The following is a 20,721-nucleotide window of genomic DNA, read 5'->3' as shown; positions in this document are numbered from 1 at the left end:
TGTTCATGCGTTCGGCATGACATGTGTCATGTCGGGCGTTGACGGCTGGACAATTCCTCGGCGCATGGCCAGCCAGAGCATTCTCGCCAGCGCGGACTCCGCAGCCGGGAAAACGCCGATGCGATTGTTGGTGAGGTGGAGGTGGTGGAACAGGAGGAAGTAGTCGGACCTGGGGATCGGACTCCTGCCGCTCGCCCGCATCGCCTTGCGGACCCGATGGCCGTACCGGAGCAGCGCCAAGCCTCCCGCCGGCGCGTCCAGCGCGCGGCGCGCCCCGGCCAGGAGACGCTCCAACTCTCCGGCTGAGCGGTCACGGTGCAACGGTCCGCCCCTGGGGGCCATGCCCGGTCGCCTGGTCGGTCCGCCCGACCAGTACCAGGCGTACTGATGCAGAAAGCTCGCCTGCTGGGCCGGCGGCAACGCCCCGACCATCATGAGCAGATGAGCCGCACCGTAGTCGACCCGCGAGGCCGGCCCCGGCTCCGCGAGAACCTCCAGCGCCATTTCACTGCCGGCCTGGAACAGTTCCTCCGCGTGGCGGATTCCGGCTCCTGCGCCGAATTTCCACCCCTCGGGCGCATAGAGGTATTTCCTGTACGAATCGCAGATCGGTGTCTCCTGGCGGGCCGCGGCGGAAAGAGCCGCGTCCAGCGTCCTCTCGACCTCACCGAGCGAATGACGTGACGCGTTCAGCCGCAGCCGGATGTGCAGGCCCGAGGGGTCGGCAAAGCGGAGGAAGAACCATCGGAATCGCGAGTCCTCGGGCAGCCCGGCGCTCAGCTGTCCGATCACCGGGGAGACGACCTCACGTAGCAGGCGGTCCCCGGCGTCAGCGGCATCCACGTGAATCCGGTAGTAGAGCCACTCGTCCGCCGGGACCGCCGTCGTCGCGAGGCGCTCACCCATGCCGCATCATCCCCAGAAACTCCGTCGCAACCCCTCGCCCCTCCGAGTCCAGCGCCCAGTGCCCGCTCCGGGACGGCAGAGCCTCGGCGAAGTCAACTGCCGTGACACCCGGCGGGATGTGTCCGAGCGCGGCCCAGATCGCGTGCGGGTGGTCGAAGCCGAGCCACTGCGGCTTCTCCTTGACGACCCGGCCCGGCGAACGGCTGAGCCGCGTGGCGAACACCTCCGCCGGGAGACCGTGCTGCTCCCGCCATCGGTGCACGGAATCGATGAAGTCCAGGACCGAACCGTGTTCCTGGGGTCGCGGAAGCGCCTCGGCCGGGAAGGTCCATCGCGCCCTCGCCCAGACGATCCGTCCTTGTTGCAGCCGAGGCCGGAAGACCGGCCGTCCCCCGTCGTCGTCGTCGAGGACATGCCGGTCCCGGTCGATCCGGCCGATGGTGAGCCAGGGATTGGACAACAGGCAGAGCAGCTGGGCGAAGCCGGTCAACAGGTGCTGGGGGATGGAGCCGAGGTAGCTGAAGGCCACCGGATGACCGTCGCGTCCCAGAACCTGCAGGGTTGCGCCGCGAGGCTGGTGCGCCAAGGTCAGGCCGTCCATCCCGGTCGCCTCTTCGGCGTCCTCCAGGTCACCCTGAGTGGGCAGATCACCCGGAGCACGCAACAGAGGCAGGGCTCGCAGGACCGGCCGCTGCAGGTCCGACCAGTCCGCCCACGGCGACACCTGGTACACCCGGCAGCCGGGGTGGAGCTGGTACGCCCAGTCAGCCAGGGGCGCACCGAGCCGCTCCCCGATCACAGGCACACCCGCCCATCGGCCGAGCAGGCCCATCCCGCCGGTGTGGACCGCGTTGACCACGGTCTCGTGCTCCCCGGCCGCGACCTGGGCCGCCGTGCCCGCGGACACCTGGAAGAAGACCGTGTGATGAGCGGGCGCGACCGTGCCGTCGCCCAGCAGGCGCTGCGGGTCCCCCGCTGTCGCCCGGTCGGCCTTCGGCACGAGGCCGGCCAGCGCGGTCGGATCAGCGCGATCCAGGAAGGCGTAGAGGAACTCCACCAGGTCCACCCCCGTGGCGCCGGCACCGTGGCGTCGGACGAAGCACCGCAGCAGCTCGTCGTAGAGAGGATGCCGCCAGGTGTGGGGCACCAGCCAACGCCCCACCTCCGCGAGATCGTCGCGGACGGGCGGGGGAAGCTCCGGGCCCGCCGTCCGAGGTGAGGCGTCGACCTCGTGGAACAGCGGATGATCACGCACCCACGGGGGCGTCGCCTGACCGAGTGCCTCGAAGGCGTCCGCCGCAGCCGATCGAGCGGCTCTGACCGCGACGGTACGTCGCGCCGCGGCCGTCTCCTCGACGACGATCCGCTCCTGTTCCGCCAACCCGGCCAGCGCCTCGGCCAGTGGGCTCAGCGTGGGGGGAAGCCGGCGGCCGGCCCACTGGGCCAGCGCGCGGAAGTCGCGGCCCGAGGCGGCACGCCAGGGCAGCACGGGTTGGAGCAGTCCGATCTCGACCAGACGGCGGGCGAGCCCGGCGTCGGCCCCGACCGGAGTGGCGTTCACCGCCAGATCGCCGAACCGGACGCCTTTCTCGGGCAGCAGGTCGAGCAGCCACGCGTAGAGGCCGCAGTCGGTGAGCGCGTCCACCCGGAAGGCCGTGCGCTGCGACACCCAACGGTCCGGGAGGGTGGCCAGCCGTCGACCGTCGACGGAACGCAGTCCGTGCACCCGGGCGACGTCGAGTACGGAGGCGGCCTCCGGGTGGCGGACCATGGCCAGCAGCAGCGCCACCGCGAGCGGGCGCGCGGAGCTGACGACCCGTGTTCCGGCGGTCGGCAGGGCGCCGCCGCCGGGAGCACTTCCTGCGAAGGACGAGACCCCGACGCTGGTCAGCGAGCTGAACGGGCTGGTCTTGAGCGCGATCCGGGTGAGATAGGCGGTGGCGCTGCGCGCCGCGCGCGACTCCGGCCGCCAGGACAGCGGGCCTGCCAGCAGACGGTCGGTGAACTCCGGGCTGGCCAGCGCCAGCCCGGAGGTGATGCGCGGCGTCGACAGGTGCCGGGCCAGTGCCTCTCCGGCCCGGGCAGCCTCCGCGTCCAGCAGGTCTGCGGCCTCGCTCCGGCGTTCCCCCGCCGTCCTCAGCAGCCCGGCCCATCGCTCGATGCGGCCGTGCAACGCGTCGGAGAGGGACGGGGCCAGCACCTGCAGGCGGGCCTCGCCCGCAGCAGAGAGGCGGCCGTTGTGGACGTCCCGGCGCAGGGCCACTGCGGCTCTGCGACCTCGCTTGTCCTCCAGCGACGGCACCACCCGGTAGAGGTCGTCGGTCAGGACGGCCGCCAGCTCCGCTGCCGTCGACTCGTGCCGGGCGGCCTCCCGCAGGGCACGCATCGTCCCGGGGGCCGCCAGTTCGTCCACCGCCGCCGCCGGGAGGCCCGCCGCGCGCAGGACCGTCACGAGTGACACGTGAGGCTTGGCGTCCTGAGCGGGCGGCAGGGTTCCGATGTCGGGCACGCGAAGCGCCGTCACGCCGGTCCTCGGAACCGCCGGAAGAGCGTCGACTGCGACTGCACACCCCACTGGGGGTCGTTGACCGGCCGCCAGTTCTCCGGCAGCCGCCTGGCGGTCGCTCCCTCCTGCGGGACGGCACGACTACCGAGGATGAAGTCGCCGACGCTGGACTCGGTCAGGTAGTCCAGCCCCAGCACCCTCGCAGCCAGGTCGGCGTCACCGCTGCCGAGGCCGCAGGGCGCCAGTCCCATCGCGGTGGCCACCAGGTACATGGTCTGGTAGAGCACACCGGCGTGCTTGAGGCTGACCGAGTACGCCATGGACCGGTACTTCCACGACAGGCGCTGATGCCGTGCGGTCATGGTGATCAGGATGTCCGCGTTGGCCTGCATCGCGGTGGCGACCGAGGCGGCGTGCAACATCGCCTGACGATCGCTCGGGTCCTCGTTCACGAGCACGAGACGGTGCCCGACGGGGTCGTAGTAGTAGCATCCCGGCTCGATGCCGTCGCACCGGCGCACGGTCAGGTACAGCTCCAGCTCGTAGGCGGCGCCACCACAGGGATACGGCCTGGTGGAGGCCTCGTAGGGGGTGGCCTCCGACGGGCCGTAGACGGCCCGCACCCGCGCTGTCCGGTAGAGGAACTCCCCGATCTGCGCCACGGACAGCGGGGTCTCGCCGTAGTCCCGGACCGAGGTGCGGGCCTCGAGAACCGTGGTGAGCGAGGGGTCGACCGCCAGGATGTCCTCGAGTTCGGGCCGGTCCAACACGATCGACGGACCCGTCGGAACCGGCTTCAGCGCCGGCTGCGGTTCGATCTCGCCGAGGAAGGGGAAAATGCCCCCGAAGGGCTGGTCGAACCGGCCGGTGCGGGCCCGGGAGTGAGTCACCAGATCGTGGAAGTCCCACTGGCGCAGCACGGGATCGGTGTCGGACGGAAAGCCGTTCACCCCGCCGTCGACGGCCTCGGTCTCCACGAAACCCGCCCCGACCAGGTGCCCCAGTAGGCTGCTGACCGCCGCCTCCGGCAGCTCTCCCAGCAGATCCGCTCCGGTGCAGCCCCCTCCCAGGGCGGTGATCGCCGCACCGGCTGCGGGGGCCACGAGCGTGACCCGGTGGCGCGCGAGCGGCGACTCCAGCACCAGGGCCCCGGCGTGCGAGCGGAGCAGCACGAACTTCGACAGCTTGACGCGGACGTCGAGCGGTACTGCCGCCTTCTCGTAGTGCGCGTCCCGGGCGGTCGCCTCCAGTTTCACCAGCAGTCGGCCCCCGAGAAGGATGCCGAACTCGGCCAGCTTGGGCGCCCGTTCCGCGATCGTGTACAACTGGCCCGCCTCGGTGTCCGAGAGCTTCTCGACGCCGTCGGCCAGCGCGGTGCCGGATGCCACGATGTCGCGCAGCGCCTCGACGACCGCTGGGGCGACACCGTTCAGCGCGTAGCCGCCGATGGGGCTGAGCAGCCGGAGCACCCCGTCGCGGACGTCGATCACCACGTCGGAACGGAAGCCGACCGGACACTCGCGGATCTCCGCCGGCGCAGCGGGCGGAGCAAGGGTGGCAAGGGTGGAGCTGTTCTGCATGTCGGTCCTCACAAGAACGGTCCTCACAGGAACATCGCGACAGGGTTCAGATCCGCCTCGGACATCGGCCGGTCGAGCCAGCCCATGGCCACCGGGACGTCGTACAGGCGCCCCGGGGCGTACCGCGTCCAGAAGTGCCGCATCCCGGGGACCAGCACCTTCACCACGGGAAGACCGATGTCGGGGCGGGTCTGGTCCAGCACCAGCATCTCCATGCCCGCCCCCTCCACGATCCGCTGGGCGAGTCGCACGTCCTCGACGAGGTCGGTGGTGCCGGGAGCGGTGAAGTCGGACGCCGCCCGCAGTCGCCCGTCGAGAGGCCTCAGGTACGGCTGGTTGGCCAGGGTGGCGGTCCGCCACCAGTTGTGCTGGTCCGGATCGGGGAACGTGTAGTTCTCGGCCTCGGCGGTCGCATGCATCACCGCGGGCAGGAACTGGTTCATCTCCGTCATCGCGCGGGAGATGGCGATCTTCACGTCGAAATGCGCGCCGAAGGCGATCAGGATGTCCTCGACCGGCTTGTCGATGCGGCGCGAGACCGTTGCCACCGTCGGAATGCCGAGATCGGTGGTGAGGTCCAGGGCCCACGTCTCACGCCCCGCCGCGCGGTAACGCTGCTGCCAGGTCTCGAAGTACGGATCCTGGAAGCCGGCCAGGTCGATACCGGGCCGGCGCACCATGTTGTACCACCAGATCGCCACGCTGTCGCGCTCCACCAACTCCATGAAGCCCTGGACCACGGCGTCCTCCAACGAGGTGCCGGCCGCGTTGCCGTTGGAGTCGGCGCCGCCGTACCGGTTGCCTCGCTCGAGCGGGTAGCCGAAGAACAGGCTGGCGGTCGGCAGATACCGGGTCTGCTGTCGGCTCAGCGACCACACCGGGGTCCAGTCGATCCGCTGCTCCGGATCGAACGGGTCGCAGACCCGCTGGAAGTGCGACCCTCGGGCGTTCCACTCGTCGCGCGTGGCGAACTGGGCGTCGCTGTACTGGTGCAGTTCGTTGGGAGCGATCGCCCGCTCCGGCCCCAACTCGCGATAGGACGCGGTGATCCGGGCCTCGTCGCCGCGGAACAGGCCGCTGTACCGCTCGATCGCCTCACCGACCGCCGAGGCGCGGGCCTGGACATCGCTCATCCCCTTGCCGGACGCGGCGCTGCGCAGCCCTGCTCGCAGGTCGGAGACATGCCCCATCGGCACGGCGAAGTTCTGACCTGCGTAGTAGGTGTGCAGGCCTTCCATCTCCATCGGCGTCTTGATCAGTTGCTTCACCGGACCGGTGATCGGGCTGATCAGCGGCTCGTACTCGGCCAGGAGCTTCTCGGGCGACTTCGACCGGTGGCCGCCGTCCACCACCTCCAGCTTGGGGCGGCTGGTCAGCCGCACGGGCGTCTCCTGCAAGCGGCTCTGCAGGCCCGGGTCGCCGCAGGCACGGCACTGCGGGCGACGGGTCAGCACATGCTTCTGGCTCTGCAGCCCCACCAGGTCGAAGGTGACGACCTCGGTGCGTCGGTACCCGGTGCCCGCATCCGGCCCCGACGTCGGCAGCTCCGCGGCCAGACCGCCCGCGAGCCACTTGGCCGCGTGCAGGGCGGCGAACTCGACGCCCATCCGGCGAGTCGCCGACAGGTCCGCGAGCGAGGTCACCGGCGGCGAGGCCAGTCCGTTGCGCTGCTGCAGGTAGTGCATGACCATCTGGTTGGAGCTCAGGCGCACGGCCAGGCAGGACCAGCAGGCCGTCCGGCCCGGCTCGAACACCGGCCCCACCCAGACCACACCACCGATCGGCTTGGCGAGCAGCCATGGCCTCCCGGCACGCAGGGACTCCTCGTTGAACGCCTGCAGCTCCGGGTGGAGGTAGTCGTCGACCAGGACCACCGTCAGGGAGGGGTCCGTCCCACCCAGGCTGAGCCCGGCAGCGGCCGCGGCAGCGGCGATCCCCTCCTCGGAGACGTCCCCGAACCGGACGAACTGCACCCTGCTGTCGCGCACCGACGTCAGGGCGGCATCGCCGTTCCTGCCGTGCATCTCCCAGAAGCCGGCCGCCCGCTCGTCCTCCGCCAGCTCCCCCTCGATCACGTGCCCCACCGAAACCAGCTTGTCCAGCACGGCGTTCACGCGCTCGACGGAGAACCGGTCGGCGAGAGCGGAGAGGATCTCGCCCCGGTCGTGCTTACCGTCCAGCCATGGGGCCAGGCTCTCGACGAGCGCGCCCTGCAACCGGATCTGGCCGGATCGCTCGGACGTCAGGTAGACGCCGTCGCCGGCGACCACGTCGGCCCGCATGAACCTCTTGAATCGAACAGTCATCCTCAGAGCTCTCCTCACGAGTCATCAACCTCGGAAATCGCATGGAACAGGCGGAACAGTGCGCCTCGGCCGGCCATCAGCTCGTCGTAGGGCCCTGTCTCCGCCACGGCCCCGCCGTCCAGCACGACCACCCGGTCGGCCGCCCGCGCCAGGAGCTCACTGTGAGTGACGACGATCCTGGTCATTCGCAGGCCCCGCAGGTGACGGCAGAGCCGCTCCCCGGCCACGGCATCGATCTCGTCCAGCAGCAGGAGTCGCGGCCGGCGGGCGAATGCCCGGGCCAGCAGCATCCGCTGGAGCTGACCGGCGGAGAAGCCGCTGGTCCCGCCGGAGACGCCCGTGGCAAGTCCCATCGGAAGCGCCCGGAGCTGGTCGGCGAGACCGGCGTCCCCCAGCGCTTCCCACGCCAGTTGGTCGAGTCCGGGCAAGTCCGTCCCCAGGACGACGGAGCGCACGGTGCCTCTCGGGACCTCGGCGTCCTGCGGCACGAACCCGGTCTGTGTCCGCACCGTGGCCGGGATCAGGCGCGACAGCGGCGTGCCGTCGAGACGGACCTCGCCGTGCTCCGGATCCTCGAGCCCGGCAACCAGGCGGAGCAGGGACGACTTTCCCGCGCCCGACGGGCCCACGAAGGCCACGAACTCTCCCGGTTCGACGCGCAGGGTGACCTGAGCGAGCGCGGGCCGGTCGGCGCCGTCGTACGTCAACGTCGCCCGTGCAACCTCGATCTCGCCGCGCAGGACGCCGGCAGGCAGCCGGTCCTCTGCCGGCCGGTCCGTCGCCCGGAGCACCGCGAGGGTTCCGCCGACCAGATCCCGGCCGAGTATCAGAAGTTGCCGAGCAAGGTTGTCGACACGCCCCAAGGCGAAGGCCAGTTGGGTGACCGCCGCGCAGGCCGCGAGCAGCCGAGCCTGGCCGACACCGCTGAACCACCCGGTCGCGAGAACCGCGATGGGCAGCAGGATGCACAAGGCGGTTCGAACGGCCGCCAGTTGTTCCTCGGCTCCATCGGTCCGCGCGGCCGGGAGCGCGTCGGCGGCACGGTCGAGGACCGCGGCCTCACGGGCGTACAGGTGGATCTCGTCGAGACCGGTCAGCGCCGCCTGCACCAGGGCGCCCGCCTCCTCGGTCGGGCCGCCCGAATCGACGGGCACTCCGACCGAGGAGGCACGCAACCAGAGCAGGCCCATCCCGGAGACCAGCACCGCCAGAGCCGCGATCGCCAGCCGGACCTCCACCACGGCGAGCAGCGCGAGGGTGCAGCCGACCAGGGAGAACGCCAGGAGTCCGTCGAGCAGCGCTCCCGCCACGAGACTGCGCAGTTGGGTGACCACACCCGCGGCACCCAGCAAGGTGCGCGGCGAGCGGCCCCGTAGCGCGCGCGACTGCGGGTCCAGCACCCGGTCCCACAGCGCCGGCTCCAACGCGGCGTGGACGCCCCGCTGCACACTCGTGGCGGCCCGCTCGCGGAGCCCGAGCACAAGTGCGAGCAACGGCACGGCGAGCGCGACGACCAGGAACGCCTGCGTCCCGTGGCGCTCGCCGAGCTCGACCGCGAGGACGGGCAGGAGAGCAACGACGGCAGCCGCGAGCAGGCCGGCCGCGAGCACCACGAGCGGCGCCGTCCGCCCCAGTCCGGCCCGCGCCTGCGCGACCAGGCCCCGCAGCCCGCCGACCTCCTCCGGCAGTCTGCGGTGGAGACGCCAGGCGACCCGATCGGTCGCAGCCTCCTCCGCCGAACGGCGCTCACCCGGCAGCAGAGTGGCCACCCGCCCTACGGCGTCGATGACCAGGGCCGGTGCCAGGACCGGCGAGGTGAGGTCGGTCGGCGCGATGCGCACGGCCCGGGCACCGCATGCGAGCGCGGCGGCGCTCACCGGGTCCAGGCATGTCGGTGGCACCGACGCTGCCCACTCGTCCACAGGAGTCGGGTCGAGACGGTCGAACGCCTCCCGGAACACCGCTTCCCAGGGGTCGAGGACCTGCCGGTCGGCGGTGGGCCGGCGCCCCGGCCCGCTCACCGGAGCACCGCTTTGACGGCTCCCGCGTCAACGGGGGTGCTGGGCGTGAGGCGGCGGTTCTCAAGTCTCAGGACCCGATCGGCGGGGCCGATCATCTCAGCGCGCTGCGTCGCGACGACGACGGTCACACCCCGGCGGCGAAGCATGGCGTCCAGACGTGCGGCCAGGGACGGATCCACCGCGCTGACAGGTTCGTCGAGCAGCAGGATCGACGGTTCCCTGACCAACGCCCGCGCCAACGCCATGCGTTGGCGTTCACCACCACCGAAGTTCCGGCCGCCCGGGGCGACCTGGGCAACCGACGGGCCACCGCGCCGGGCGACCACCTCGTCCAGGCAGGCGTCGCGCAGAGCCCGCACCACCTGTGCGGCGTCGATCGCGTCGTCGAACAGCGTGACGTTGTCCGCGACGCTCGCCGGGTACAGGCACGGGGTCTGGGGCACATACCCCACGGAGCCGAGCAGAACCTCGCGCGGGAGGTCCTGGATGGGCGTGCCGTCGAGCAGGATCCGCCCCCGTGACGGCTGCAGAGCCCCGACCAGCAGTCGGAGCAGTGTCGACGTGCCGCTGCCGGCGGCTCCGAGGAGCACGATGCGCTCGCCCGGTGCGAGCGTGACGTCGAGGCCGTCCAGCAGGGGCGGGCGGTTGGGTGCGTAGCCGAAGGCGAGGTCGGCCACCTCGAGCCGACCCTGCAGCTTGGGAGCCGGACGGTCCGCCCTGGCGTGCCTCTGGTAGCGGGGCTCGGGAACCGCCTCCGCCACCTCGTCCAGGACGGCGATCCGGCCGACGAACTCCGGGAGTTCCTGGAGCGTGTCGACGACAGTCCGAGCCGTCACCGCGAAGGGGGCCAGCGTGACGAGGGCGCCAACCGCGTGCCCGATGGCGGCGGAGCCTGCGACAGCCGTCTCCGCCGCCAGGACGCAGGCCGCGGCCACCATGGCCGTCTCCGTCGCCGCGGCGGCGGCCTGCCACGGGCGCGCCCGGGCGGCTGCCTGGTCCCGGGCGTGCAGGTCGCGCCCCTGCAGCCCGGTCAGTTCCGCGAACAGGTCGCTGTCGGAGCCGGCAGCGTGCATGGCCGCCATGCGCGAAAGTGCGGCATGAGCCGTCGCGTTGCGCCGGGTGACCTCGTTCACGAGCAGTCGACGAGGCGCAGCCGAGCGCCGGTCCCCGGTCGCCCGCAGCACCCCGGCCGCGGCGACGCCGATCACGGCGGTGAGTGCCAGAGCGGGTGAGAGCACGTACAGCACAACCGTCACCGGCAGCAGGAAGGCCGTACCGCTGACCAGCGGAACCACCCGGTGGGCGAGCAGAACTGCGGCGGTCTCGGCGAAGCGGACCTGGCTGAGCAGGGCGGAAACCGGACGACGCAGGGTGAACCAGGTCGGGAGCGTCAGGATCCGCTCCAGCAGGCCTCGGACACGTACGGCGGACACCCCGGCGAGCGTCGAGGTGAGCAGTCGCCGCTGACCGAAGCCGACGGCCGTCGCGGCCGCGGCGATGGCCAGGGCAGCCACCAGAGCGGGGCCGTCCACCCGGTGCCCGGTCGCCACGCCCGCCGCGACGCGCCCGAGCACGAGCGCCTCCGCCGCCAGGAGCGTGCCGCCCAGCAGACCGAGGAGGGCCGCGAGGGCCACGCTCCTGCGCGCCGGCGCAAGCCAGGCCCTGCAGATGCTCACCCACGGCAGCCGGGCACGCCCGCCCCGCGCCGGCGCCCCGCCCGTGAAGGTCAGCGCGACGCCACTGAACTCGGTGAGGAAGTCGGCCCCGGACTGTCGGTAACGGCCGCGGCCTGGGTCGTTGACGGACACCGTCCCGTCCGGGGCCACCGCCTCCAGAACGACGAAGTGACTCGTGCGGATCAGCACGATCGAGGGGCGGCCCAGCGCTCGCAGGGCCTCCAGTACAGCCTCGGCTCCTGCTCCTGCTCGTCCTCCCGCTCCGACGCCGCGCAGCCGCACGCCCCGGCCGACGAGGCCGTACTTCCCGGCGGCACGGATCAGGTCCGCTGCCGTCGTCCCGTCGCGCGAGACTCCGCAGTCCGACCGCAGTTGGGCGGCAGGTACCGGCGTTCCACGATGACCGAGGAGGATGCCGAGGCACGCGGGGCCGCAGTCGGCTTCCTCCGCCTGGGCGACGATCGGGGTCTCGGTCCCCCGGTCTGCCCGGGCTACGCGCGACGGCCCGCAGGCCGGCCAGAACGCTCATGCCACAGCACCCACGAGCGGTTCCCCGGAGGCGAACCGAAGCCGCATGCTGGCCCTGCTGTGGAAGGCCAACTCGCCCCGGCGCTCGGCGGGCCCGTCGACAATGCGGAACCCCGGGGCCCGCCGGGCCAGCGTCTCCAGAACGATCTCGCCCTGCAGCATCGCGAGGCCCGCGCCGAGGCAGTAGTGGGGTCCGTGTCCGAAGGAGAGGTGGTTGGTCTCGGTCCGGTCCAGGTCGAAGCGGGTCGGGTCGGTGAACGCGGCGGGGTCGAGGTTGGCAGCCCCGTACATCAGCAGCACCGTGCTGCCCGCGGGGATGACGATTCCGTGCAGTTCGACATCCGCGTCGACGATCCGTCCCATCATCGGCAGGGCCGGCAGCAGCCGCGTGCCCTCCACGTATGCGGCGCGGGCCAGGCTCGGATCGACCACCACCCGCCGCCACGCCTCCGGGTTCTGGTCAAGCGCCGTCACGACGTTGGCCAGCCCGCTGCCCACGGTGTCGATGCCGGCCATGAAGAGGGTGAGGACCATGGACACCAGTTCGGCATGAGAGAGCTTGCCGTCCTCGCCCGAGGATTCCCGGGCGAGGCGGGAAATCAGGTCCTCGCCGGGATCGGCCAGTCGCCGTCGGACCAGGTCCTCGACGTAGCCGACCACCTCGGTCAGGCCGGCGGTGCCGGCCTCGCTGGGGGCTGCGGCTCCCGACCAGCCGCCGAACCGGCCGGTGACCTCGGCGAGGACCAGAGCGTTGACGGCACGGGCCCACTCGAAGACCTGCGGACGGTCTGCTTCGGGGAGACCGAGCATGGCGACGGTCGTGTACACCGGCAGCGGACCGCACACCTCACCGATGAACTCGCACTCGCCCCGCTCGAGAGGCTCGGCGAACAACTCGTCCACGATGGACTGAACCACCGGCCGCAGGCCGGAGATCGACTTGGCACTGAATCCGCCGGAGACGAGGCGTCGCAGTCGCCGGTGGTCGGCGGTCGGCTGGATGGGCAGCAGTCCCTCCAGCAACTCGCCGATCCTGTCGTCGGCGTGCTGGCTCCCGGACCACCCGTCCGGCATCCGCAGGACACAGTTCGGGTGCCTGGCCAGGGCGCTGACCACGTCATGCCGAGAGGCGACCCAAACCTCACCCACCCGCATCAACGGCTTCTCGACCACGAGCCGCGCGAACATCTCGTTGTCGCCGATCGGCTGGGATTTCGGGTCCGCGATGAAGCGGAGCACCGATGCTGCCAACTCGTCCATCAACTGCCAACTCTCTCCGTGGTGTTGCCGATGGCGTCAGCCGGCCGACGCCATCGGCAACGAACTGTTCAGCTGGGCGGTCAGGGCCTCGCTCGCCATGACGACTCCGCCCGGGGCGCAGGCACGGCGGAGATCAGAGGCAGGCGGAGGCCAGGCTGCCCACGCTGCTGACCGGCGTGCTGACGGAGGACGCAGAGCTGACGCAACCGCCCGCAGCCACGTCGTTCAGCTCCTCGATGGTCAGGTCGTCGACAGTCAGGCCCTCGGCCATCAGGTCGCTCATTTCCATGTCGTTCCCCCTCTTTGACGAATCGCCATCTGCTGAAGAGCCTGTCAAACGGCACACCGGCCGTCTTCTGACATCCGATCGATCCTCGGGAGCAGCAGATGGTCTAGGTCGCACCCGGTCTGCTCCACGAATCGTTGAGCCGCGCCTGGCCGGACGATCAAGGCCCCGGGCCACCCTCGGGCAGCCCGACGCGGAGGCACCGCTGAACCGTGGGTCCTTGACCAGAACTCGGCAGGAGTGGCAGCGTGCCGATGAACCCACCGCTGACCGCAGGAAATGCGACCGGGCAGCCGAAACCGAGGGACGACGACATGGCATCGGGCACGACCGCTCGACGGGATTCTGCCGCCTACCGCGACTTCCGGGCCGCCCGGGACCAGTTGCTGGCGAGCCGGGGCGACCTGGAGGCCGCCCGGGCGTTCCCGCGCCCGGAGGGCGAGCACTTCAACTGGGCGTTGGACTGGTTCGACGTGGAGGCCGAAGACAACCACGCGGTCGGCCTGCGCGTGGTCGACTTGGACGCGGACGGCACGCTGCTGCGCGAGACCGCACTGACCTTCGCCGAACTGCGCGAGCGCTCCGACCGCACGGCCGGTTGGCTGCGTGCCCAGGGGGTGGTCCGCGGCGACCGGATCCTGCTGCTGCTCGGCAACCAGGTCGCCCTGTGGGAGGTCATGCTCGCCGCGATCAAACTCGGCGCCGTCGTCATCCCCGCCAGCACCCTGCTGACCCCGGACGACCTGGCCGACCGGCTCGCCCGCGGCCGTGTGCGGCACGTGGTCGCCGAGTCCGCGCTCACTCCCGGCTTCACCGGACTGGACGGCGACTGGACCCGGATCTCTGTCGGTGCCCCCGTCGCGGGCTGGCTCGACTACGCCGACACGGCCCACCACACCGGCGCGTTCACCCCGGACGGGCCCACCCGCGCCGAGGACCCGCTACTGCTCTACTTCACCTCCGGCACCACCAGCAGCCCCAAGCTCGTCCAGCACAGCCACCGCTCCTACCCCGTCGGCCACCTGTCCACCATGTACTGGATCGGGCTGCGCCCCGGCGACGTCCACCTCAACGTCTCCTCCCCCGGCTGGGCCAAGCACGCCTGGAGCAACTTCTTCGCCCCCTGGAACGCCGGCGCGGAGATCCTGATCGTCAACCAGCCCCGCTTCGCCGCCCGACCGCTCCTGGACGCCATGGTCCGGCACGAGGTCACCTCGTTCTGCGCGCCGCCCACGGTCTGGCGGATGCTGCTACTTGAGGACCTCACCCAGTGGCAGCCGCCGCTGCGCGAACTCGTCGGGGCCGGCGAGCCGCTCAACCCCGAGGTGGTGGAGCGGATCCAACAGGCTTGGGGCGTCCCCCTGCGCGACGGGTACGGCCAGACCGAGACCACCGCACAGATCGGCAACGCCCCCGGTCAGCCGGTCAAGCCCGGCTCCATGGGCCGCCCGCTGCCCGGCTACGACGTGGTCCTGGTCGACGTGGTGACCGGCGCTGAGATCACCGAGGACGGGGTCGACGGCGAACTGTGCCTGCCGCTGACGAGCCGGCCGCTGGGCCTGATGGCCGGTTACCAGGACGACCCCAAGCGGCACGCCGAGTCCATGGCCGGCGACCGGTACCACACCGGCGACGTCGCCCAGCGAGACGCCGACGGCTACTACCTCTTCGTCGGTAGGAGTGACGACGTATTCAAGAGCAGCGATTACAGGCTGTCGCCGTTTGAGTTGGAGAGCGTGCTGATCGAGCACCCGGCGGTGGCTGAGGCAGCGGTCGTCCCCTCCCCCGATCCGCTGCGGCTCTCCGTGCCCAAGGCGTTCATCGTCCTGACCCCCGGGCACGAACCGGACGCCGAGACCGCCCGCTCCATCCTCGCCTTCTGCCGCCGGCGACTCGCCCCCTACAAGCGCATCCGCCGCATCGAGTTCGCCGACCTCCCCAAGACCATCTCCGGCAAGATCCGCCGCGTCGAACTGCGCGGCCAGGAAGAGAAGCTCCACGACCTGCACGGTGCAGGCGCAGCCACGCCTCGGGGCGACCGTGAGTTCTGGGAGGAGGACTTGCCGCGCGGGTAGGAGCCGCGCGGAAACGGGCCCGCCCGGGCAGCGCCCGGCGGGCCCGCCCGGTCGGGTCAGTGGGTCTGGCGGGCCAGGGAGTTGCGGTCGGCGGTGGCCAGCAGGGTGTTGACCACCGCCACGGCGGCGAAGACCAGGCCGAAGGTGTGCGCGCCGGTGGCGTAGATCGCGGCGGCCGCCAGGCCGAAGACGACCAGCTTGAAGACGAGCAGCGCCGGGATCGGCAGGGGGCGCTTGGCCCGCGGGGCGGCGTAGGTGCCCCAGGCCACGGCCATCAGCAGCGGTGCACCGATACCGAGCAGCAGGTGCAGGGCGAGGTTGTGGCCGGTGTGGAAGCCCCACCAGGCGAGCCCGCCCAGGGCCACCAGCTCCAGGACGAACGCAAGCAGCTCGTTGGCGTGGTGCAGTGGCTTGGGAATCACGGCGTGCTCCTCGGTCGAGATCGAAGGCAGTTCGAGAGCACCGCTCTCGCCTGAGACCAGTGTCCAGGAGAGCGGGCGGCGCAGTCAAGAGCAGTGCTCTCGTTTGTGAGCGACGCTCTCGCCCCTAGGCCTGACGCGTTTCCTCCGTTGCCTCCACCGCCTCCGCTGCCTCCACCAGGGCCCGTACGGTTGCCAATCCGCCCTCGCGGGCGTGACCCGTGAGCAGCGCACGGCAGCGGCCCAACTCCGGCACGAACTCCGTCATCACCACGCCCGCATGGTCGGTCCCGGGCAGCGCCAGGCCCACCGGCCACCCGCTCGCCTCCAGCGCGGCGGCGAACTCCTGCGTGTTCCGCGCGTCCACCACCGGATCCGCCGTGCCGTGCACCAGCCGAACCGGGATCGGCTTCTGCCGCGTGCCCGCCAGGTCCTCGATCGCGGGCGGCCCCATCCTCGGATCGTGCGAGGTCAGGTAGTTCCCCGCGATCCCGACCACCGCGGCCGGACGCCAGCCGACGCCGGCCTCCCCCAGCACGCCAGCACCCAGCGCGTCGGCCCGCAGGGCCACGGCCGCCGCCGCCCGCGCACCCAGCGACCAGCCCGCCAGCACGGCACGGTCGGCGTCCCCGCCCCACTCGGCCGCGTGGGCGCGCAGGAACGCGACCGACTCCCGCAGCTGCGTCCACCCGGCGTCCTCCGCGTAGGGGCGCCAGTCCGGCACGAGCACCAACAGTCCGCGCGCCGCAGCCTCCGCGGCAAGCGCCCCCAGCACGTCCCGCTCCCGTGGACCGCGCCCGTGCCAGAGCAGCACCGTCCCGACCGGCTCCCCCGCTGGGCGGTGCACGTCCATCGCCTCGCCCGACACCCCGTAGGTCACGCCGCTCTCCAGCACCACCGACCCACCCCTCTCGCCCATCGCGCCCACCCCGGCGTTCGTCCCGCTCATCAACTGCCTCACTCCCCTCGTCCGCGCCCCCGTCCGACCCCGGAACGGCGCCGGAGCCTCGACCGCCCGAGGCCGTTCGCCCGCTTTGCCGCAGACGCCCCGGGCGCGTCCGCGGCCGCATCACCCCCGGTCGCACCGGTGTCGGAGGGTTGCAGCCTCAGCCTCAGCTGACCGACCGGCCGACGCGGGCGCGGGCCAGCACGATACCCGCGGCCGTGACGAAGGCCAGCAGGAGCAGCCCGCCCGGGTAGGCCAGCCAGGCAAGGGAGGGCAGCAGCAGTCCGTAGGCGAGAGCCGAGGCGATGAGCGAGACGGCGAGCCCGCCGCCGAGCAGCCGCAGGAACCTCGGGAAGGACGCGCTCGCAGCCGTCACCGCCCCGACGACGGCGAGCGCGAGCATCTTCGCGCCGTCCAGTCGCACGGTGGTCTGCCACAGCGCCTGCACCGTGCCGGGCGCGCTCGCCGAGACGAGCAGCAGGCCGAGGACGCACTGCACGGCCGAGACGAGCGCAGCCGCCAGCCCGGCCGCGCCCAGTGTGCGGGCCCCGCGCGTTCCTGCGGCCCCCCGCGCCAGACCGAGGCAGATCAGGACCAGTCCGATGGCCGGCAACCCCTCGGTGAGGACGAACTGCAGGTCCATCATGCCGCTGTGGCCCCGCAGTTGGGCCACGATCGAGGATCCGGAGTCGTGCATGCCGGGGCTCGGCGCACCGATCGAGAGTCCGGCGGTCCAGCTGACGGTGTAGGCGATACCCGTCAGCGCGAGCGGGTGCAGCAGCGCGGAGCGGCGGGGCCGGACCGCGGGGGACTGGGGGCGGGTGGCGTTCGTGGTCATCGTCGTCTCTCCTCGTGAATGGGAACGTTGGCTTCGGGGTGTGTCAACGGATGCTGAGCCAGAGGGCCGTGGCGAGATGGAGAGCGGCGAAGAGCCCGGCTCCGAAGGCCATGCCGAGGTGGCGCCGACGGGCGCCGAGCGTGGAGTCGCCGACCTGCACCAGCCCCGCAACGACGAGCACCGGCACAAGCGCGGGGCGATCCCCCACGACGGCCAGCGCGGCCGTGAGCAGACCCAACGGCACGGCCCGCAGGGCGTAGGCGGAGGCGTAGAACCGCACGCCTCCGGTGACGGCTTCGCCGGACGCGAGCGCCAGGCCGGGTCGCAGCATGCCCGCGAGAGCAGAGCCGGAAGAGACCAGCGCAGCCACGGCGTTGACACCGAGGAGCACGGTCAGCAGAACGGATGACGATGCCACAGTGCATCTCCCCCTGAATCATTCGAGCTGTGAACGATATCGACACGCTATCATTCAACCCATGAGTGATGTCAACAGCCCGCGGACGGATCAACTCCCGGGGCTCACCGCCACGCTGGTCTTCAAGCTCGGCACGCTCGGCACGGTGGCGACCGACCGGTTCACTCGCGCACTGGACGCCTTCGAGCTCGGCCTGAAGCCCAAACACGTCGCCGTGATGGTGGTCCTCGGCGCCGGAGCCGCCGCGTCCCAGCAGGAGCTGGCTGCCCGAATGGGCGTCGCCCCGAGCCTGGTCGTCTCCCTCGCGGACCATCTGGAGCAGCTCGGCGCCGTGCAGCGCGTCCGCGATCCCCACGACCGCCGACGCCAGGTGCTGACCCTGACATCGGACGGCCGCCGCCTCCTCGACCGCTGCGAGGCTGCGGGCCGCGCCCTCGACGACGAGCTCGCCGCCGGGCTCACGGTTGCTCAGCGTGCCGCGCTCGACGAGGCGCTGCGCCTCCTCGCCAACCAGGCCGGCCTCCCGTAGCCCGACCCGGCCGACCCGCCGGCCGCCAGGGCGCCGACCCGCCCGGCCGATCGGCCGCCGGCCGCCGGGGCGCCGGGGCGCGCCCCTACGCGCCGACGACCTCCGCCTCCGGCGGAGGCTCCAGCGCAGGCGCGGGGCCGGGCCAGCAGGTCAGGAGCAGCCCGGTGACGAAGGAGGCAGCCGCCAGGAGCGGGAAGCGGCCGTCGAAGGCGAAGCCGTGGCGCGCGAAGACGGCGAGGGCGCAGACCACCGCCGCGAAGCCCAGCACGAAGGCGGGCCGGAAGCGCACCGTCGCTTCCGGCCGCAGCCGGGAGGCCAGCGCACGCAGCGCGCGTTCGAGGGGGGTCAGGGCCGCGAGCAGGGCCAGCAGCAGGACCGTCAGAACTGCGAGCCAGGGCAGTCGCAGCACCCACCAGGCACCCGATCCGATCGCAGGCTCGGGGGCGAGTCGGGTGAGGTAGAACAGTCCGGCGGCCGCCAGGACAGGGACCATGTGCCACAGGTAGACCGACATCGACGCCCGGCCCACCGGCCGGACGACGCGCCACAACCACTCCCGGCGCAGCAGGCGGCGTGCCGCCGGGGCGATCGCGACGCAGAGGCCGCACTGCGCGACGACCCAGGCCAGCATCGCCACCGACGGCGGGTCCGTGTTGGAGACGGTCTCCGTGGAGACAAGGATCAGGCTGACCGGGAACGGGCCCCAGGCCACGAGCAGCGCGAATCCGAGCCCTCCCCCGAGGGCCAGCGCCCACGGCAGCGCGGGGTGGCGCGTCAGCAGTCCGTCGGCCCAGCAGAAGCCCAACTGGTAGGCGACGGCCCAGACCAGCACGTAGTTGAGCGACCCGAGCACAGGCGCGTCGGCCCGCAGCACGGTGACGTCGACGGCGACAGCGGTCAGCGCGAGCACGGCAGGGACGGCCAGGCCGAACCGGCGGTGCGCCGCATGCAGGGCCGGGGTCAGCGCGGTGATCAGCAGATAGACGGGCAGGAACCAGAACTGCATGGCCAGCGCCCAGCCGACCATGGCCAGCAGGCCCGGATCCACCCCGACTGCCGCGCAGACCGCGACGGCGAGCAGGGCCAGGCCCGCGTACACGCCCGTCGGCAGCAGCAGCCGGACCGTCCGCTGCCGGATCCACGGCCACGCACGGCCCTGCGCGCGGCTCCACGACCCGGCTGCGGCGCAGCCGCCGGCCAGGAAGAACAGCGGCATGATCTGGAAGACCAGGGTCAGCCACTGCGTCCAGGGCACGGTCGCCAGCAACTCCGGTGCGGCCAGGGCACCGTCACGGTGTGTCAGCGCGGTGATGAGCCAGTGCCCGACCACCACGCAGGAGATGGCGAGCGCCCGCAGCAGGTCCAGGTAGCGGTCCCGCTCGGGCTCTCGGCTTCGGTCCCGGACTCGGACTCGGACCGGGGCGGGCTTCTGGTCGGGGGCTGGGCTCACACCGCCTGATTGTCCGCAGCGGCCCGCGGGGCGGGACAGCACGGATCGGCATCGATGGCGACGCGGCTTCGTCTCCCCGCCGCCTCCGTCACCCGGCCGAACAGCAGCGTCACCAGGACGAGTCCGGCGACGGCGCCGACCGCCTGGGCGGCCACGAAGGGCGGCACGGAGGCGGGGGCGATCCCGGTGAAGCTGTCCGTGAAGGCCCGGCCGACCGTCGCGGCGGGGTTGGCGAAGGAGCCCGACGAGGTGAACCAGATCGCCGCGCCGATGTACGCGGCCACGAGGACGGGCGCGAGCGCCTCCCGGCCGATCCTGCCCAACCCGACGACCAGCAGCACCAGCCCGGCCGTGGCCACCGCCTCACCGAGCCACAGGTGCCAACCGTCGTGCGGCTGCCGGGAGAACCGCAGCGTCGGCCCGCCGAACATCGCGTCCGCGAGCAACGCCCCGCCGACCGCGCCGGCGGTCTGCGCGAGTGCGTAGACGCCCACCTCGACCGGCCGGGGTCCGCCCTCACGCCGCCCGGTCCACCAACTCGCCAGGGTGACCACGGGGTTCAGGTGAGCCCCGGAGACCGGCCCGAGCAGCGTGATCAGCACCCCCAGCCCGAACGCGGTGACCAGGGCGTTCACCAGCAGTTCCACGCCGATGTCCGGCGTCAGCCGCACCGCCTGGATACCCGACCCGACGACCACCGCGACGAGCGCCAGCGTCCCGACGAACTCCACCCCGGCACGCCTGCCCAGCGAAGCGTCCATCCCCCCGCCTTCAACAAAATGTCAACCGATCCTGTGCGGCGCATCCTGCCACAGCCCCGCCTCCCGCGACACCACCCGCCCGCATTCCGGAGCCCGGGACCCAGACCTGGCCCGGACGGGACCCGGACCCGGGCCCGGACGGGACCCGGACCCGGGCCCGGACGGGACCCGGACCCGGGCGCGGACGGGACCGTGGGCTCAGGCGGGCGGGACGGC

At 72.1% G+C, this 20,721-nt stretch carries 16 protein-coding genes; 2 read left to right on the top strand and 14 right to left on the bottom strand.

Annotation, left to right across the window (positions count from 1 at the left end):
* Nucleotides 1–3: 3 nt before the first annotated feature.
* The 8 genes from BMY61_RS09830 to BMY61_RS44840 all read right to left on the bottom strand — a co-directional run bounded on the left by BMY61_RS09830 (nucleotide 4) and on the right by BMY61_RS44840 (nucleotide 13,072).
* Nucleotides 4–906 (bottom strand): thiopeptide-type bacteriocin biosynthesis protein, encoded by a 903-nt coding sequence (locus BMY61_RS09830; RefSeq protein ID WP_042441786.1) that lies wholly within the window; start codon nucleotides 904–906, stop codon nucleotides 4–6.
* Nucleotides 899–3,415, bottom strand: a complete 2,517-nt coding sequence (locus BMY61_RS09825) for a lantibiotic dehydratase (RefSeq protein WP_143094251.1) — start codon at nucleotides 3,413–3,415, stop codon at nucleotides 899–901. Before BMY61_RS09825 ends, BMY61_RS09830 begins: the two co-directional genes overlap by 8 nt.
* An 11-nt stretch (nucleotides 3,416–3,426) precedes the next feature.
* A complete protein-coding gene (locus BMY61_RS09820; RefSeq protein ID WP_082014642.1) occupies nucleotides 3,427–4,992 on the bottom strand; it encodes a SagB/ThcOx family dehydrogenase in 1,566 nt (521 codons plus the stop codon).
* A 23-nt stretch (nucleotides 4,993–5,015) separates the two neighbouring features.
* Nucleotides 5,016–7,298, bottom strand: coding sequence for a TOMM precursor leader peptide-binding protein (locus BMY61_RS09815; RefSeq protein WP_042441788.1), 2,283 nt, complete (start codon nucleotides 7,296–7,298; stop codon nucleotides 5,016–5,018).
* 14 nt (nucleotides 7,299–7,312) lie between these two features.
* Nucleotides 7,313–9,319, bottom strand: coding sequence for an ATP-binding cassette domain-containing protein (locus BMY61_RS09810; RefSeq protein ID WP_042441789.1), 2,007 nt, complete (start codon nucleotides 9,317–9,319; stop codon nucleotides 7,313–7,315).
* The gene (locus BMY61_RS09805) at nucleotides 9,316–11,457 is read right to left on the bottom strand and encodes an ATP-binding cassette domain-containing protein (RefSeq protein WP_269083949.1); all 2,142 of its coding nucleotides are present in this window, start codon (nucleotides 11,455–11,457) and stop codon (nucleotides 9,316–9,318) included. Before BMY61_RS09805 ends, BMY61_RS09810 begins: the two co-directional genes overlap by 4 nt.
* A gap of 63 nt (nucleotides 11,458–11,520) precedes the next feature.
* Nucleotides 11,521–12,783 carry a cytochrome P450 gene (locus BMY61_RS09800; RefSeq protein WP_042441791.1) on the bottom strand — a complete coding sequence of 421 codons (1,263 nt, stop codon included), beginning with the start codon at nucleotides 12,781–12,783 and terminating at the stop codon, nucleotides 11,521–11,523.
* 133 nt (nucleotides 12,784–12,916) lie between these two features.
* Nucleotides 12,917–13,072 carry a thiocillin family RiPP gene (locus tag BMY61_RS44840; RefSeq protein WP_201777510.1) on the bottom strand — a complete coding sequence of 52 codons (156 nt, stop codon included), beginning with the start codon at nucleotides 13,070–13,072 and terminating at the stop codon, nucleotides 12,917–12,919.
* 311 nt (nucleotides 13,073–13,383) lie between these two features.
* Between BMY61_RS44840 and BMY61_RS09795 the strand changes: the two genes are divergently transcribed.
* Nucleotides 13,384–15,144 (top strand): AMP-binding protein, encoded by a 1,761-nt coding sequence (locus BMY61_RS09795; protein WP_042441792.1) that lies wholly within the window; start codon nucleotides 13,384–13,386, stop codon nucleotides 15,142–15,144.
* A gap of 56 nt (nucleotides 15,145–15,200) precedes the next feature.
* On the opposite strand, the gene BMY61_RS09790 is transcribed toward BMY61_RS09795, so the two are convergent.
* The 4 genes from BMY61_RS09790 to BMY61_RS09775 all read right to left on the bottom strand — a co-directional run bounded on the left by BMY61_RS09790 (nucleotide 15,201) and on the right by BMY61_RS09775 (nucleotide 17,765).
* Entirely contained in the window at nucleotides 15,201–15,566 is a 366-nt protein-coding gene (locus tag BMY61_RS09790) for a YrdB family protein (protein WP_042441793.1), read from the bottom strand.
* 124 nt (nucleotides 15,567–15,690) lie between these two features.
* Nucleotides 15,691–16,512, bottom strand: coding sequence for an alpha/beta hydrolase (locus BMY61_RS09785; protein WP_143094250.1), 822 nt, complete (start codon nucleotides 16,510–16,512; stop codon nucleotides 15,691–15,693).
* Between the two features lie 163 nt (nucleotides 16,513–16,675).
* Nucleotides 16,676–17,347, bottom strand: coding sequence for a hypothetical protein (locus BMY61_RS09780; protein ID WP_042441794.1), 672 nt, complete (start codon nucleotides 17,345–17,347; stop codon nucleotides 16,676–16,678).
* A 43-nt stretch (nucleotides 17,348–17,390) separates the two neighbouring features.
* The gene (locus tag BMY61_RS09775; RefSeq protein ID WP_063773140.1) at nucleotides 17,391–17,765 is read right to left on the bottom strand and encodes a hypothetical protein; all 375 of its coding nucleotides are present in this window, start codon (nucleotides 17,763–17,765) and stop codon (nucleotides 17,391–17,393) included.
* 61 nt (nucleotides 17,766–17,826) lie between these two features.
* Between BMY61_RS09775 and BMY61_RS09770 the strand changes: the two genes are divergently transcribed.
* Complete coding sequence (locus BMY61_RS09770; RefSeq protein WP_042441795.1) at nucleotides 17,827–18,294, top strand: MarR family winged helix-turn-helix transcriptional regulator; 468 nt, start codon at nucleotides 17,827–17,829, stop codon at nucleotides 18,292–18,294.
* Between the two features lie 85 nt (nucleotides 18,295–18,379).
* Here BMY61_RS09770 and BMY61_RS09765 read toward each other — a convergent pair whose 3' ends face one another.
* Nucleotides 18,380–19,744: an acyltransferase family protein gene (locus tag BMY61_RS09765; RefSeq protein WP_082014643.1), complete on the bottom strand. Its 1,365-nt coding sequence runs from the start codon at nucleotides 19,742–19,744 to the stop codon at nucleotides 18,380–18,382.
* Entirely contained in the window at nucleotides 19,741–20,505 is a 765-nt protein-coding gene (locus BMY61_RS09760; RefSeq protein ID WP_042441796.1) for an aquaporin, read from the bottom strand. Before BMY61_RS09760 ends, BMY61_RS09765 begins: the two co-directional genes overlap by 4 nt.
* Nucleotides 20,506–20,721 lie beyond the last annotated feature (216 nt).

It is taken from the genome of Streptacidiphilus jiangxiensis, assembly GCF_900109465.1.
In the GTDB taxonomy this organism is placed as follows: Bacteria; Actinomycetota; Actinomycetes; order Streptomycetales; family Streptomycetaceae; genus Streptacidiphilus; species Streptacidiphilus jiangxiensis.
The sequence above is the reverse complement of the archived record's forward strand: the minus strand, read 5'-3'. Positions and strand labels throughout refer to the sequence as shown.

Excerpts from the sequence above, each read along its gene's own strand:
- BMY61_RS09830 (WP_042441786.1), bottom strand. The coding sequence starts at position 906 with ATGGGTGAGCGCCTCGCGACGACGGCGGTCCCGGCGGACGAGTGGCTC.
- BMY61_RS09820 (WP_082014642.1), bottom strand. The coding sequence starts at position 4,992 with ATGCAGAACAGCTCCACCCTTGCCACCCTTGCTCCGCCCGCTGCGCCG.
- BMY61_RS09815 (WP_042441788.1), bottom strand. The coding sequence starts at position 7,298 with ATGACTGTTCGATTCAAGAGGTTCATGCGGGCCGACGTGGTCGCCGGC.
- BMY61_RS09800 (WP_042441791.1), bottom strand. The coding sequence starts at position 12,783 with ATGGACGAGTTGGCAGCATCGGTGCTCCGCTTCATCGCGGACCCGAAA.
- BMY61_RS44840 (WP_201777510.1), bottom strand. The coding sequence starts at position 13,072 with ATGGAAATGAGCGACCTGATGGCCGAGGGCCTGACTGTCGACGACCTG.
- BMY61_RS09795 (WP_042441792.1), top strand. The coding sequence starts at position 13,384 with ATGGCATCGGGCACGACCGCTCGACGGGATTCTGCCGCCTACCGCGAC.
- BMY61_RS09785 (WP_143094250.1), bottom strand. The coding sequence starts at position 16,512 with ATGAGCGGGACGAACGCCGGGGTGGGCGCGATGGGCGAGAGGGGTGGG.
- BMY61_RS09780 (WP_042441794.1), bottom strand. The coding sequence starts at position 17,347 with ATGACCACGAACGCCACCCGCCCCCAGTCCCCCGCGGTCCGGCCCCGC.
- BMY61_RS09770 (WP_042441795.1), top strand. The coding sequence starts at position 17,827 with ATGAGTGATGTCAACAGCCCGCGGACGGATCAACTCCCGGGGCTCACC.
- BMY61_RS09760 (WP_042441796.1), bottom strand. The coding sequence starts at position 20,505 with ATGGACGCTTCGCTGGGCAGGCGTGCCGGGGTGGAGTTCGTCGGGACG.